The sequence below is a fragment of the Streptomyces sp. NPDC059866 genome (assembly GCF_042731325.1).
GTDB classification, from domain to species: Bacteria; Actinomycetota; Actinomycetes; order Streptomycetales; family Streptomycetaceae; genus Streptomyces; species Streptomyces flavusporus.
Window position 1 is genome coordinate 1 of sequence record NZ_JBHWJT010000045.1, and the last position, 13,664, is coordinate 13,664.

The window sequence follows — 13,664 nt, forward strand, 5'->3', positions numbered from 1 at the left end:
CACCACCGGCGAAGGTCACGCATTCGACGCAAGAACTCTCGTTCCCCGCCGGGGAGTGGGCCTGCCGCCGCCCGGAGGCTCACTCATGCGTACCAGAACACGCTCAAGTGCCGTCCATCGCCACCTGTTCACAACCCCCGCAGAGCGGCGAGGGATCGCCCTCGACGAGGACGAGATCACTCTGGTCACCGCCGGCTGGAAGACGGCGGAACAGCTGGACGCGGACGGCCTCGCTGTCCTGATCCTGCGCGGCCCCTGCCACGCCGGCACCAGGTCGGTCTACGGCCCCGTCTCATTCGTCACCGGCTCGGGAGGGTCGTGAGCCGCCCGCGCCCCGGCCCGATCGGCTGGCCACCCGACCGGCCATCCGGCGCACCGACACGCTCGGTCACACCAGCCGGCCTCACCACCAGTGATCCGGGAGAAGCCCGTTGACCTGCATACGACTCGCCGACCTCGACGCCGACAAACTCATGCCCATCACCCGCGGCACCACCTCCTGGAACGCACGCGTCACCGCGATCCGGAAGATCTCCCCGGACATCCTCGCGCCGCAGGAAGTGATCGCCGACGAGAGCACCACCAGCCGCGACTCCTGGGAGCGCCAGGCCGCCGTGCTGATTCAGAACCTGGCCGAACGGTGCGGTCTGACCAGCAAGGTGAATGTCACCGACGGGCACCCTTACGGCACCGCCATGGCCGCGAACCGGCACCGCCCCTGGTGGACGGCGCTCATGTGGAACCCGGGCACCGTCCACCTCGTCGACGGCTCCTACCGGCCCTTCGGCGCGCCCGACTTCTGGCACGGATGCGCCACGGCCCGCTTCGACATCGGCTCCCGGGAGCCGATCCTCGTGGCCGGCTACGGGGCGCCCGTCGCGCGGGTACCGGTCGGCGAAGTCCTCGTCGTACCACAGCCCGTCCAGCCGGTCTCTCACCCACATCGCCGTCGTACTGCCCGGGTTGCTCGCCCGCGCGACCTGCGCAGTCAGAGACGGACCTGCTCACCGCAACGGGGGCGGAGGGACAACGGGCACCTCGACGACTGCATCGGCCATTGGAACGACCCGAACTGCGCCAGCAGGTGAAGGCGTGCCCGTGGGGAGGTCCGGTCGGCTGGGGGAAGGATCCCCTCCGCACAGCCGACCGGACGCTGCGAGCTGTCGCGTCGTCACTTGCGCGGTGGTGTGACCGGCGGCTTCTTCACCGAAACCTTTTTGGCGGCCGGACCGACGTCATGCCATCGCCCATCCGACCTGCACTCGTACTTGCGGCCATCACTCTTGATGACGGCGCCCTCGCTGTAGTTCTTATTTCCCCACGTGCAGGTCGCCGCGCCCGGCTCACCATCGGGTTGCGGCGGCAGGGCTTGTGCGGCTGTGGCCGGTCCGGCAAGAACACCGGCAGCGGTGGCGAGGCCGAGGACCGCCAGAAGCGTCCACCGACCGGCGGAGGTCTTGGTCGTGGTCATGAGGGAGGTCTGATCGGGTGGAAGGCATTGGCTCAAGGCTCTCCACGTGATCAGCCGCGGACCAGCCCCGGGAATTCGGGGCTTGACGTCAGGCGCCGGCTGTGGAAAAGGACGGGCTTCGGCTCCTGGCGTACCAACTCGGCAAGTTGCAGCAGGGTACGGTCAGCCGCACCGGTGGTCGCCGGCGCTTCTGCACGATCGGCCGCCACTGCAACCGCACAGTCCAACGGGTGCAGCCGAGTTGATGGCGATTCTTGAGAACGGCTCTGGTTGTGGCTGAGCAGAAGGCCGCTGAGCACAGCAGTCCCGCAACGAATGACCGTCTCAGCCCCGCGCTTGGAAGGGTGGACAAGCTCAGCGAATGCGGCGCTTGGCGAGGCGGCGGGCGAGACGCGGGAGGGCTGTGCCTACCAGGAGGGCGGCGAGGGGGAGAACGACGTCCGCCCATGGATCCCGGAGAGGCTTGTACGTCGCGGTGCCCTCCTTGATTTCGATGAACCCGATGGGCCGGGCCCCCGCTCCGCCGCCGCCTCCTCCGCCCTCGCCGGTCTTGTCCTTGCCGACTTCGCGTCCCGCGCCGCCGCCGAAGCCGAAGCCGACCTCGGCGACCGGTATGACGGTGATGCCCTCGCTGACCACGGGCTCGCCGTAGACGGCGGTCACCGAGGCCCGGCCGCCGAGTTTGTCGGCCAGGCGTTCCAGGAGGGTGACCGAGGCGTGGGCTGCGGTCATGTCCGCCAGCGGGACGGACTGTGGCGTGTCGTCCGAGGTGGTCATCGAGTGCCTTCCTGGTAGGGGCGTTCGGCGGTGCCGAGGATGAGGGTGCCGGCCGATGAGGGCATCCGGGTGGCAGGAAAGAGGAACCGGTCGACAGTGGTGACGGTGAAGCCGGCGGCGGTGATGGCCGTCTGGGTGTCACGGCCGGTGTGGCAGCCGCCCATCAGCCGGGGCCAGACGGTGGCATCGAGCCCGCGCTGGACGCGCCGCGCTGCGGGCGAGTCGGCCTGGACGTGCTCGAAGAACCGCAACTGGCCGCCCGGCCGCAGAACCCGGTGGAGTTCGGCGAGAGCGGTGTGCGGATCGGCCACGGAGCAGAGGGTCATGCTTACGATCGCAGCATCGAAGGAGGCGTCGGAAAAGGGCAGTTGCTCGGCTCGGCCGTCGTGTGTCTCCACCGGGACGGGGCGGTGGGGGCCTGTTGTTCGGCCAGAGCACGCAGGCGGGGTTCCGGTTCGACGGCGAGGACCCGTTTCATCTCGGGCGGGTAGTGGGGGAAGTTCAGTCCGTTGCCTGCGCCGACCTCGATGACCTCGCCGGACAGGCCGGCCGGCAACCGACGGCGGTGTTCGGTGACGCCGGCCTTCTCCAGGACCGGGGCGGCCGGCTTGGCGTAGAAGCGGGCGAAGACCGGGTGCTTGATGCGCTGGGTCATGGTGACCGTCTCCCTCTGCGGCAGCATCCCTGCGACGTCGCTGGGGCTACTCTGATATGCGGAGGGGTCGGCGCGCGACCCTCGTCCACCTCACGGACAGGGGCCGCGAGGTCACCGCCGGGCTCCGCGGGGGACGCGACGACCTGGCCGCCGTACTGTTCGCGGACATGCCTCCAGGGCAGCTCGATGACTTCGCCATTTCCCTGGCTCAGGTGATCGAGCGGCTCAAGGCCGTTGATCCCACCCGGCAGAGGTGATGGCCTGGGCAAGCCCGCAAGCCGTCGGAAGGCGTGGGGGGGCGGACGTCAGTTTTCGGCTCCCGTGCCACGGCGCGTCGGACGAGTGACACTGCGTCGGCGGTGAGGCGGAGGGCATACACCGACCGGTCGCCGGGGACGGGGCCGAGGTGGTCGTGGCCGGTCATCGGCCTCGGAGAGGTGCAGGTCCCCATGTTGGTGTGCCGAGTTCCCAACATTCCAAGTCGTCCCGCTCCACCAGGACGCGCGGCTCGTCGGCCGAAGGTGGCCGACGCCGTCCTGCACCGGCCCATGGCGCCGGTCGGCGGTCTCGGACCCCGGACTGGCGCTCAGTCATCCGCCACTGAGTCGTCACCCCCGTACGGGTGGCGGGATCCTCCGAGCGGGTCACCCGCATCACCGTGAGCTCGCACCGCTGCCTCACATGGGTTGGTCAGATAGCCCGATTTCTCGCCGGTCACGAGCGCAGCGATGAGTTTTCCCGGCCCGGAGAGTCTCACCACCGTTATCGGCAACACAGGAGGAACACGTGGCTCAGCTACTGCGAGTCCAGAACTTCAGCGTCTCGAGTGACGGGATCGGTGCAGGTGAGGACCAGAGCTTCGAGAGGCCGTTCGGCCACGCCTCTCCCGAGAGGCTGTTCGCCTGGGCCGGCGCCACGGCGAGCTGGCCCATGCGCACCGACCCCGGGGGGAGCCGGGGCCTCGACGACTACTTCACGCGGGACTACGCACGCAACATCGGCGCCGAGATCATGGGCCGCAACAAGTTCGGGCCCCAGCGCGGGCCCTGGCACGACCATGAGTGGCGCGGCTGGTGGGGTGACGAGCCCCCGTTCCGCACCCCGGTGTTCGTCATGACCCACCACAAGCGTCCTTCGTTCACGCTCTCCGACACCACGTTCCACTTCGTCGACGGCGACCCGGCCACGGTCCTCGAGCAGGCGCGGGAGGCGGCGCAGGGCAAGGACGTCCGACTCGGCGGCGGGGTGACCACGATCCGGCAGTTCCTGGACGCCGACCTCGTCGACACCATGCACGTGGCGGTCTCACCGGTGAAGCTCGGGTCCGGACTACGGCTCTGGGAGTCACCCGATGAGCTGCTCGACCGGTTCCACCTGGATGTCGTGCCCAGCCCGAGCGGCGTGACGCACCACCTGTTCTGGCGAAATTGAATTCTCCCCTCCCTGAAGGGGAGGGGAGTCCTGGCTCAGGCCGCCTCCTGGAGCAGCGCTCCAGGAGGTCTTCCGCCCTCGGCACCAGCCGGGTTGAGACCAGCCCGGACGAGCATCACGCGTGCGGAGTTCTTGTCCCGTGGGGAGGCGGTTCCGCACGCGGTGCAGGTGTAGGTGCGCTCACCCAGCGGCTGGGGGTCCCCCCACGCCCTTAAGGCAGTGGGGGAGCGTGCTTGGCTCTCGCATCGCAGTGCGCGCAGTCCATCGTGGTGTGCGCGGGGTGGACGAGGCGGACGTCCCGTCCGTGCTTGCGGCCCATCTCGATCAGGGCCTTCTTGGTGGCGCCGATGGCGGCGTCGGCGGCCTTGCGGGCCATGGTGATCCGGGCGAGGAACCTCGGACGGAAGTCCTCCACCGCGAGGGCGTCGTGGTCGCGCACGACCTTCTTGGCCCACTTGCGGCCGGTGTCCGCACGCTGCCAGGCGCCCTTCTGGTGCGCCTTCGCCCGCAGTCTCTTCGCCGCGCGGTAGCCGTTCGATCCGGCCTGTCCCTTCGCCGGTTTGCGGCGGGCCATCGTCCGGTCGTACCGGGTCAGCCTCGCCTGGGCCTTCCTGCCGTGTTCGGCGGGGGGAGGTCGTGGGCGTCGGATGTGGTGGTGGCGGTCTCCTGCACGCCCCAGTCGACACCGATCACGCGGCCGGTCTCCGGCAGCGGCTGCACCTCGGCGGGCACGACGAACGAGCAGTACCAGTGCCCCAGGCTGTCCTGGTACACGCGTACCGAGGACGGCTCAGCCGGCAGGTCCCGCGACCACACCACCGTCACCGCGACGCCCCCGGCCAGGTGCAGGCGGCCATCCCTGCGGCGGAAGCCGCGCCGGGTGTAGTTCAGGGTCGGCAGCGCCTCACGCTTGGTCTTCCGCGTCGGCATCCCGGCCCGGCGTGCCAGACGACACGCGCAGCCGGTAGGTGTACCGGACGTGCCCGGCCTCCGCGGCCGCCCTCACCTGCGTCATCTCGCCCCCCTTCACGGTCCCGGCCGGGACGCCATGGCATCCCGAACCCCGAAGGACCATACGTACGACGGCCGCACACACGTGCCTCGATCCCGCAGCCGCCACCCCAACCAGCGACTACATGCACGTGCGTTCGCATCACCTCGGCGGTGCCGACAGCGGTGAGGGCGCTCCGCGCCCTGAACCGGATGCGGCGACGTTCCGCGTCGCGACACCCGGACGCGATTCCGCCCGGCGTGAACGCCGGGGCATCCTCGCAACAACAGGTGAACTCGGCACCGCCACAAGGCCGCGCCGAGGAAGACGGGGTGGCCGTGGCGCGAGCGGGGCCGGGAGAGCGAGAGCGTGGCGACTCGTCTGTACGACTGACTGTCCCGATTGAGGTGGGACAAACCGCAAGAAGCGTTTTGGCCTGCGGTGAAGCGGCTCGTGTGCGGGCCTCCGGGACGGCCCCGAACGCGGGTGTACGAGACGGGAACTGAGACCGCGGGAGTCGCTTGCCGACGCTGCCGTCACGTTCACCGATCGTCCTGGCTGGCGCAGGTCACACCCCGGCGAGAGGGCTGTCCAAGTCACAGGGCAGGATCACCGAACTGCTCGAGCAGAACGTCGACAGGTGTGTGGCCCGTGGCGGCGGATGCGCCGTCGTCCGTACTCTGTTCCGCCCAGATGACCTTGCCCCGGGGTGTGTACCGCGTTCCCCAGCGCTGTGCGAACTGCGCCACGAGGAACAGCCCCCGCCCGCCTTCGTCCATGGTCGTCGCCCGCCGCAGGCGCGGCGAGGTGCTGCTGCCGTCCGACACTTCGCAGATCAGACAGCCCCCGTACAGAAGCCGCACCGTGACGGGCGGCGATCCGTACCGGATCGCGTTGGTGAGCAACTCGCTGACGATCAGCTCCGTGGTGAATCCGATGTCCTCCAGACGCCACTCCCGCAACTTCTCCGCGCAGTGCGCCCGCGCCGAGGGCACCACCGCAGGGTCCGACGGCACGTCCCACTGGGCCACGCACGAGGGCGGGAACAGCCGGGTACGTGCCACGAGCAGCGCGATGTCGTCGGAGGCATGCGCCGGCGTCAACGCATCGATCACCGCCTGACACGTCTCCTCCGCAGTACGCCCCCCGGCCCCGTCCAACGCCCGATGCAGCGTATCCAGCCCGACGTCCGGGTCGCGGGTGCGGTCCGACACCAAGCCGTTGGTGTACAGCACCAGTTGTGACCCTTCGGGCAGGTACAACTCGGCGGTCTCGAAGGGGTGGCCTCCCAGGCCGAGCGGGACCGATGCCGGCGCGTCGGAAAAGGTGACGGTCCCGTCCGGACTCACCACCACCGGGTCGGGGTGGCCTGCACGGGCCATCGTGCATTTCCCCGCTGTCGGGTCGTAGATCGCGTACAGACACGTCGTACCCGTCACGCCCTCGCCCTCGTGTCCCTCCGTGGCATTTCCGGTGCTCTCCTCGTTGTCCATGCGTACGACCAGGTCGTCCAGGTGCCCGAGCACCTCCTCCACGGGGAGGTCGAGGGTGGAGAAGTTGTGCACCGCGGTGCGCAGTCGTCCCATCGTCGCCGCGGCGTGCAGTCCGTGACCGACGACGTCGCCCATCGCCAGCGCCACTCGAGCGCCCGGCAGCGGGATGACGTCGAACCAGTCGCCACCCACCCCCGCCTCCGCCGGCAGATATCGCCAGGCCACCTCCAGTGCGTCCTGGTCCGGCTGCCCCCGCGGCAGCAGACTGCGCTGCAGCGTCACCGCCATCGCGTGTTCCCGGGTGAACCGCCGGGCGTTGTCGAGGGCCACCGCTGCCCGCGCGGCCAACTCCTCCGCGAAGGACACGTCCTCCGGTTCGAACGGCGGGGAGTCACCCGCCCGGTAGAAGCTCGCCACGCCCAGGGGCACACCCCGCGCCCGCAGCGGCACGGTGACCAGCGCGTGCAACCCGCGCTCCAGAGCCTCTCGAGCGCGATCCGGATCCTGCTCCTGCCAACCGTGAGCCTGCTGCAGGTCCGCCTCCAGTACGCCCCGTCCCTGCGGCAGCGTCCGCATCTGCGGGGTCCCCGGCAGGTATGTGATCACTTCGCCGAGGTGATACGCCGGCACCATCCGGTGCTCGCCGCTGGTCGCCACACGCCGAAGATTCCGCCATCCCTCGGCCGTCGGCTCTGATCCTTGCAACACCGAATCCAGCAGATCCACCGTGACGACGTCTGCGAACTGCGGCACGGCCACTTCGGCCAGCTCCTGGGCCGTACGCGTTACATCCAGCGTCGTCCCGATCCGCACCCCGGCCCCGTACAGCAGCTTCAGTCGCTCCCGCGCGGCCTCGGCCCGCCCCGAGACTGCAGCCAGCTCGGTCGTGTCCCGCAACGTCACCACGCTGCCTCCCTGGACAGCGTGCGGGAACGTGGGCCGCTTGTTCACCGCCAGCAAGCGGTCCTCCGCGAGATGCACCTCATCGGTCACCACCTCGGACGACATGATCAAGCGCCCGATCTGCTCCGGCAGCCCCAGCTCCCGCACATGGCGCCCCTGCGCCGCCGCCGGAAGGCCCAGCAGTCGCTGTGCCTCGTCGTTGGCCAGGACCAGTCGGCCGTCGGCGTCAGTGATCAGCACCCCTTCCCGCACAGCGTGCAGGACGGCCTCGTGGTGTTCGTACATCCGCGCCAGCTCCGCCGGCGCCAGACCGCGCGTCTGCCGCTGCAGCCGCCGGGACACAAGTGTCGTACCGGTCGTGGCCAGCACGAGCGCCGCCGCCCCGGCACCGAGGATGATCGGCAGCTGTGGCATCCACAGTCTCGCCACGTTCCTGACCGTGATCCCTGCGGAGACCAGGCCGACGACCGTGCCGCGGGAGTCGGTCACCGGCACCACAGCCTGCACGGCCGTGCCCTTGCCTGCGGGCAGAGGCGGGCCTCCGGCCTGCTCGATGACGGTACGCCCTTCCAGGGCCGGTTCGAAGGTGCCGACGAACTTCTTCCCGATCTCCTCCGGGTAGGGGTACGTATAACGAATTCCCTCTGTGCTCACGGCAACGATGAAATCCACGCCCGCTCGCTTCCGTGCCTCTTCGGCTCGCGGCTGCAGCACCGCGGACGGGTCCTGGCTGCGGAACGCCTGGACAACACCGGGGGCACTCGCGAATGTCTGGGCCGCGACGACCGACTCCCTGCGCCCCTGCTGCAGAGCGTCGTTTGCCGCCTGGAGCAGCATGGCAGCCACGGCAGTCACGACCAACAGCACCACGATCGCGACCTGGAGAAGGAACACCTGCCCGGCTGTGCTGTGCGGGTTCAGCAGGGAAGCGTGACGGTCGTGCGAACGTCCGGGGGGCGGATGACGCGGCGGAGTCGGATATCGCCTGATCGATGCCCGCATATACCTTTCATATCACCGCCGTGCGGGCCTGGACCGACGCAACCGACACCGTTGGCGGGCCCTGGTCCTGCCGGACATGCTGGAACAGAACTGCGCCCGTGCCACTGGGCCCGGGCTTGAACCGGCACCGGGCTTGAACCGTCTGGCGCAACGCCGGCGGGTGCCGCCGGCCGCAGCCGTGGCGCTCCGGCCGGTGTTCCGGAACGACAGGCATTCCGGGGCGTCCGGACCCCCGGAGCCCGGCGGTGGGGTCCTCCCGCCCTTTCGGCTCAGCCCGGCACCCCCTGACACGCGGATCGAACGGTGAGCGGTTCACCCCCATGTCCCCATGCGGGACGGAGAGCCACGAGACCTGGCGGGAGGACGACGGCGCGGCCGGCTCGAGGCGCTGTGCAGCCGGTGAGACCGCACATGGGTACGGCGCAACGCCCGGCTCCTGGAGGTGGACGAGGAGCGATGTGCCGGCCGGGTTCGGGTGAGAGTGCTGACCACGAGAGGGAGACCCGGGGAGATCGTGGACGAGTATGCGGCATCCTCATCCACCTGTCGGCCCCGCGCGGCTGACCGGCCGACGGCGACGGTCACCCAAGTGGCCTCGTCCGCAGGCACGGGGCCCGGCTGGGAATGCAGGCGATGACCGGCCCGGTGATCACGCCGACCACGTGAATTTCATGACCCACTCCCGCTGCACGGTTGGCGCCGCTGCGACGAGCTCGCGAGCGTCGGGCGCGTAAGGGCGTACCGGAAGCGAGCCCAGGCCCCCGACGATCAGGAGTGGGGCCACCTACGCGGAGAGCTCGGGAGCCCCTGCGGGCCGGCAGCGCACGGCGAGCGCGGCGATGTCGTCGTCGAGTCTTCCGCCACTGTAGTGGAGCAGGTCCCGGTGGAGCCGGTCCAGCAGCTCACGGGGCGGCGCCGGGCTGTGCTGCCGCATCCAGTCCGGCAGCGGGAAGAACTCGCCGGCGCGATCCCGGGTCTCCGAAACCCCGTCGGTGTAGAGCAGAATCTGGTCACCCGGAACGAAGGCGACGGTGTCGACGCAGTAGTCGCCTCCGACGAGCGCCGCGAGATTGAGGGGTGCCGAGGGGACGGTCGGCTCGAGGACCTGGACCTCCCCGCGCTGCACCAGCAGCGGTGGTGGGTGCCCGCAGTTGAGAACTCTGATGTGCCCGCCGCTGTACGGGATCTCGGCGATCAGAGCGGTGGCGAAGTGCTCCGGCTGATCGTGGGCGGGGGTCGCCATGCTGTAGCGGGCGATGCTGGTCTCCAGGCGACGGATGATGCCCTTCAGCTCGGGCTGGTCGTATGCGTTCTCCCTGAAGCAGTTGATCACCACCGAGGCCGCTCCCACCGCCGACAGGCCCTTGCCGCGCACATCGCCGATGAGCAGCCGAAGCCCGTACGGCGTGTCGGCCGCCTCGTAGAAGTCTCCTCCGATCCGGGCCTGCTCTTGGGCCGCCAGATACAGCGACTCGATTTCGACGTCACGGATCCGGCGCGGCAGCGGGCGCATCAGCACTTTCTGGGCTGCGTCCGCGACGAGCCGGACCTGGAAGAGCGTCTCCTCCCGTTGGAGTCGGAGATGGCTTGCATACGCGGCCGCCAAGGTGACGGCAACGATTGCAGCAGCCGTGTACGGCGTCCCCAGGTCGGAGTAGAAGAAGCTGAGCCCGATCATGACCAGTAGGCAGACCGCCCCCAGCAGGACCGTCGGGATTACCGACCACATCGCGGCGGCGAGGGCGGGTGCCGCGGGCAGCAGGCGACTGAAGGCGATCTCCCTCGGCGTGGAGAAGGCCAGGCCGGCAATGACGACGGTAAGGATCACCGGTGACATCAGTACGGCTTTCCCCTGGCCACCGTGGGGAGGGTGGCGGCGCCGCAGCCGTCCCGACTTGATCACAAAATGCATCTTATCGGGATTAAATGGGCACCTGCTGTGCTGCAGCAAGCACTCATGCACGACTGTCAGCCGCCTTGAACCGTCCCCAACAGGCCAGGCGACGACCCACGAGCCGCAAACGTTTCTCGCACAGGGCAACCGAGGGCTGGGATCGGTTGCGCCTCCGGCGCCGTCAGGACGCCGGAGGCGCGGCCCGGCAGGGCACAGGCCCCAACGTCACTGCGGCCTCCTGCATGTCGCACTCCTCCGGCAGCCGAGGCTCCATGCACCGTAACCGGTGCGAGCACCGCAGCCACAGGGCAACGACAGCCCGCCACGGCTGTGCGCATGGGCGGCGTCATACGCCGGGCCGATGCAGCGCCGGCCGCGAGGCGCCCGCCGGGACGCGAGGCGGACCGGGACGACCGGATAACTGCGGGTAGTCAGCGCTCACTGACCCACTCAGGTGAGGCCCTTCGTCCTCACCGTGGGCGGGGACGTCATGGCTGCGAAGGCAACCGTTCCTAAGCCCGAACGACTGCTGGACAGGGCGCGATCGTCGCCGTCATGTTCGACGGCGCGGGGACAGCAAAGCGCCTCAAGCGCGACGGCATCGGCACGTCGCTGCTGCCGGAGCGGCTAGGCCGCCTGACCTCCTCGGCAGATCCGACGGTTGGGCCGCGCCGAGCGGCTGATGCACCGCGCAACCGGTGACTGATGCCGCTCTGCCCGAGCACCGCGGCCTGCCCCTACCAGGGTCGCCGGCCCCACTGGTCGTCCAGCACGACCCGACCGCACCATTTACACATGCACGATATGAAGACCAATGAACGGACCAGCCAGGTTCCGGACATCACCAAGACAAGCAAGGCGCGATACCTGAGCGCAGCTGCCGCAGCAGCTGTGGCCCTCGCCTGCGGTGCAGCGCTCTCGCCGTCGGCGTCGGCCGCGGCGCCGGCCGAGAAGCACCGTGTGGAGACCTTCGAGCTGGTCGGCAAGCAGACCTCGGCCGGAGAAGTCGACCTGGGCAAGCCTGGAGTCAGCGTGGGTGATCAGCGGATTGTGCACGAGGATCTCTACCGTGACGGCAAGAAGGTGGGCGATCACAGCGCGGTCTGCACCTTCACCCAGGTCAGTCCGGCCGCCCTCCAGTGCCTGGGCACCTTCGCACTCCCCGAGGGACAGTTCACCGCGCAGTCACTGCTGCACCTGCCCGCTCCGCCCTCCGTCGACGTCAGCATCACCGGCGGATCCGGCGACTACCGCACCGCTCAGGGCTTTGTCCGCACCGTCCCCGCGGGCGAGACCGAACGACACTTCACCGTCCACCTGCAGCACTGACGAGTCCCCTGCCGGAGCGCGCCGACGGACGGACCAGCCGGCACGGCCCTGACCGAAGCCCCGGCTGCATCACGCAAGGCATGCCAGGCCGACCGCCCGGCTTCGGCAACACCCCGGAACGGAGATCATCTGCCGGGACAGAGCGAGCGCCTGCACGGAAGCGGTGCGCACCGCCGCCCCGGAAGCGGTCCAGGTTGCGCTGCCTCGTCCCGCCCGAGGGCGAGGAGCATGAGGAAGCGATGGAGCCGTCAGCCGGCCTCCCGCCGGGTTTCCAGGAGGGCCCCGACCTCGTCGACGTCGTCACCGGCCGGGAGGTCCGCCTCGCCTGTGGCGACTTCCGTTTCCTGGGTGAGTGCCTGCAGTTTGGTGCGTGCCCTGTCGAGGAAGTACGCGTACTTCTCCCGGATCTCGCCGCTCGGCTCCCGTCCGGACTCCCAGCCGCCGATCATGGAGGGACTCACCCCGAGGGCCTGCGCCACCTGTGTGCGCGACAGATTCAATCCCTCGCAAGCGCGCGCCGTTCCTCGACGGGCGACAGCGGGACCTCTTGCCTGACGCCGGCCAACACAGCGGCCCGGGCCGGCCCGGCCATCAGATCCAGCACGTCGATCTCGAAGTACGCGGCCACCGCACCGCAGTCGTCCAAGCTCCACGCGGCGCCTCCAGCTCGACGGCGACTCATCTGCGTCTGGCTCACTCCCAAAGCCGCTGCGAGGTCGGTCTGCGACTCGCCCGTAGCGTGCAGGAGTGCCGCCACCGACGATCGGACACACTCGGCCAAGGTCATCCGCATGCTGCAGCATCTACCACGTCAGTCACATTGATTATGCGAGATGCGTATAGCTTGAACCAAGGCGCACGCCGTGACTTCGACGCCGCCTCGGCGTGTGGGCTCCTACGGACAACCGTCACGAGCGAGCTGACGGGGTCGAAGTCGAAGAGGTCATCCCGCTTCTCCAACTGCACGGCACGTCCGGGAGTTGAAGGCTCCTCACACGGCTGGAACTCCATGAACACCCACATGAACAATGATCACCCATGTGAACAGCACTCGGGATTGGACCAGACCAAACTCTTGACAGGGGCTTTCCGTCACTTCTTAAATCACGTAGTGAACTAAGCGCTCGATCCCCACCCCGGCAGACGTAGTACCGCTCACGTTTCTGCAGGTCCTTCACGCGCGATCTGTCATATACATGCCATTACTCGCATTCTCTTAGGGCAGCACCGCCCGCGCCAGCCCGGCCGCAGCCATCGACCTGCGGTGCCGCCCGCCGAAATGGACGGTGACCCGATGACCACAAGGCTTCTACGCCAATCCGCGGTACGCAGTGCGCTGGACACAGCGGCTGCCACCGGCCAGATCACCGGTGTCGGCGGCAAGGGCGTGGACGTCGCGGGCGCCGCCACAGCCAACGGCACGGCCATACAGCTGTACGACCACAACGGCACCGCCGCCCGCGACATCGTCAACCCGCAGGCCGACGGCGCCTGGACGCGACAGTGACCGTCGACGACTTCCGCACCATTCTCGGCTACGCCCAACAGCGCCACCCGGCGCGGCTGACCTTCCGGTCGGCCAACCGCGACCGGCCGTGCACCGGCGGCGGGGCCGACACCTGCTCGGGAGTCTCCCATCGGCCATGGGACTTCACGCGGGTCTTCGCCCAGTACAACGGCTGACGCCCCCTCTTTCGGCCTCTCCTTCCTGCCCCCAC

Annotated in this window: 13 protein-coding genes and 2 pseudogenes; 6 read left to right on the forward strand and 9 right to left on the reverse strand. The window is 69.2% G+C overall.

Annotated elements, in window-relative coordinates:
• Nucleotides 1–85 precede the first annotated feature (85 nt).
• Together ACFV7R_RS40525 and ACFV7R_RS40530 are read left to right on the forward strand one after the other, a co-directional pair.
• A complete protein-coding gene (locus ACFV7R_RS40525; protein WP_385273752.1) occupies nucleotides 86–322 on the forward strand; it encodes a hypothetical protein in 237 nt (78 codons plus the stop codon).
• Nucleotides 323–431: 109 nt separating this feature from the next.
• Nucleotides 432–1,088 (forward strand): hypothetical protein, encoded by a 657-nt coding sequence (locus ACFV7R_RS40530; protein WP_385273755.1) that lies wholly within the window; start codon nucleotides 432–434, stop codon nucleotides 1,086–1,088.
• A gap of 83 nt (nucleotides 1,089–1,171) precedes the next feature.
• On the opposite strand, the gene ACFV7R_RS40535 is transcribed toward ACFV7R_RS40530, so the two are convergent.
• The 4 genes from ACFV7R_RS40535 to ACFV7R_RS40550 all read right to left on the reverse strand — a co-directional run bounded on the left by ACFV7R_RS40535 (nucleotide 1,172) and on the right by ACFV7R_RS40550 (nucleotide 2,903).
• The gene (locus ACFV7R_RS40535) at nucleotides 1,172–1,471 is read right to left on the reverse strand and encodes a DUF1496 domain-containing protein (protein ID WP_385273758.1); all 300 of its coding nucleotides are present in this window, start codon (nucleotides 1,469–1,471) and stop codon (nucleotides 1,172–1,174) included.
• A 354-nt stretch (nucleotides 1,472–1,825) separates the two neighbouring features.
• Nucleotides 1,826–2,248, reverse strand: coding sequence for a spore germination protein GerW family protein (locus ACFV7R_RS40540; RefSeq protein WP_385273761.1), 423 nt, complete (start codon nucleotides 2,246–2,248; stop codon nucleotides 1,826–1,828).
• Nucleotides 2,245–2,646: a class I SAM-dependent methyltransferase gene (locus tag ACFV7R_RS40545; protein WP_385273764.1), complete on the reverse strand. Its 402-nt coding sequence runs from the start codon at nucleotides 2,644–2,646 to the stop codon at nucleotides 2,245–2,247. The genes ACFV7R_RS40540 and ACFV7R_RS40545 overlap by 4 nt, the downstream gene beginning before the upstream one ends.
• Nucleotides 2,577–2,903 carry a hypothetical protein gene (locus ACFV7R_RS40550; RefSeq protein ID WP_385273767.1) on the reverse strand — a complete coding sequence of 109 codons (327 nt, stop codon included), beginning with the start codon at nucleotides 2,901–2,903 and terminating at the stop codon, nucleotides 2,577–2,579. The genes ACFV7R_RS40545 and ACFV7R_RS40550 overlap by 70 nt, the downstream gene beginning before the upstream one ends.
• Nucleotides 2,904–3,689: 786 nt before the next feature.
• On the opposite strand from ACFV7R_RS40550, the gene ACFV7R_RS40555 reads away from it, so the two are divergent.
• A complete protein-coding gene (locus ACFV7R_RS40555; protein ID WP_385273770.1) occupies nucleotides 3,690–4,334 on the forward strand; it encodes a dihydrofolate reductase family protein in 645 nt (214 codons plus the stop codon).
• Between the two features lie 35 nt (nucleotides 4,335–4,369).
• Here ACFV7R_RS40555 and ACFV7R_RS40560 read toward each other — a convergent pair.
• The 3 genes and pseudogenes from ACFV7R_RS40560 to ACFV7R_RS40570 form a co-directional block, all read right to left on the reverse strand.
• Nucleotides 4,370–5,279 (reverse strand): annotated as a pseudogene (locus ACFV7R_RS40560) (RNA-guided endonuclease InsQ/TnpB family protein); the annotation flags it as partial.
• Between the two features lie 642 nt (nucleotides 5,280–5,921).
• Nucleotides 5,922–8,615: a SpoIIE family protein phosphatase gene (locus ACFV7R_RS40565; RefSeq protein WP_385273773.1), complete on the reverse strand. Its 2,694-nt coding sequence runs from the start codon at nucleotides 8,613–8,615 to the stop codon at nucleotides 5,922–5,924.
• A gap of 892 nt (nucleotides 8,616–9,507) precedes the next feature.
• Entirely contained in the window at nucleotides 9,508–10,626 is a 1,119-nt protein-coding gene (locus ACFV7R_RS40570) for a PP2C family protein-serine/threonine phosphatase (protein WP_385273776.1), read from the reverse strand.
• A gap of 786 nt (nucleotides 10,627–11,412) precedes the next feature.
• On the opposite strand from ACFV7R_RS40570, the gene ACFV7R_RS40575 reads away from it, so the two are divergent.
• Nucleotides 11,413–11,946, forward strand: a complete 534-nt coding sequence (locus tag ACFV7R_RS40575; RefSeq protein ID WP_385273779.1) for a hypothetical protein — start codon at nucleotides 11,413–11,415, stop codon at nucleotides 11,944–11,946.
• A gap of 248 nt (nucleotides 11,947–12,194) precedes the next feature.
• Here ACFV7R_RS40575 and ACFV7R_RS40580 read toward each other — a convergent pair whose 3' ends face one another.
• Complete coding sequence (locus ACFV7R_RS40580) at nucleotides 12,195–12,407, reverse strand: hypothetical protein (protein WP_385273782.1); 213 nt, start codon at nucleotides 12,405–12,407, stop codon at nucleotides 12,195–12,197.
• A gap of 35 nt (nucleotides 12,408–12,442) precedes the next feature.
• Entirely contained in the window at nucleotides 12,443–12,739 is a 297-nt protein-coding gene (locus ACFV7R_RS40585; protein ID WP_385273784.1) for a helix-turn-helix domain-containing protein, read from the reverse strand.
• Nucleotides 12,740–13,240: 501 nt separating this feature from the next.
• Between ACFV7R_RS40585 and ACFV7R_RS40590 the strand changes: the two genes are divergently transcribed.
• Nucleotides 13,241–13,453, forward strand: a complete 213-nt coding sequence (locus ACFV7R_RS40590) for a hypothetical protein (protein ID WP_385273787.1) — start codon at nucleotides 13,241–13,243, stop codon at nucleotides 13,451–13,453.
• Nucleotides 13,447–13,629 (forward strand): annotated as a pseudogene (locus tag ACFV7R_RS40595) (chitinase); the annotation flags it as partial. The gene ACFV7R_RS40590 and the pseudogene ACFV7R_RS40595, both read left to right, overlap by 7 nt.
• Between the last annotated feature and the right edge of the window lie 35 nt (nucleotides 13,630–13,664).

What these genes read in the sequence shown, in the direction of transcription:
- ACFV7R_RS40525 (WP_385273752.1), top strand. Translation starts at nt 86, where the DNA reads ATGCGTACCAGAACACGCTCAAGTGCCGTCCATCGCCACCTGTTCACA.
- ACFV7R_RS40535 (WP_385273758.1), bottom strand. Translation starts at nt 1,471, where the DNA reads ATGACCACGACCAAGACCTCCGCCGGTCGGTGGACGCTTCTGGCGGTC.
- ACFV7R_RS40585 (WP_385273784.1), bottom strand. Translation starts at nt 12,739, where the DNA reads ATGCGGATGACCTTGGCCGAGTGTGTCCGATCGTCGGTGGCGGCACTC.
- ACFV7R_RS40540 (WP_385273761.1), bottom strand. Translation starts at nt 2,248, where the DNA reads ATGACCACCTCGGACGACACGCCACAGTCCGTCCCGCTGGCGGACATG.
- ACFV7R_RS40550 (WP_385273767.1), bottom strand. Translation starts at nt 2,903, where the DNA reads ATGACCCAGCGCATCAAGCACCCGGTCTTCGCCCGCTTCTACGCCAAG.
- ACFV7R_RS40590 (WP_385273787.1), top strand. Translation starts at nt 13,241, where the DNA reads ATGACCACAAGGCTTCTACGCCAATCCGCGGTACGCAGTGCGCTGGAC.
- ACFV7R_RS40575 (WP_385273779.1), top strand. Translation starts at nt 11,413, where the DNA reads ATGCACGATATGAAGACCAATGAACGGACCAGCCAGGTTCCGGACATC.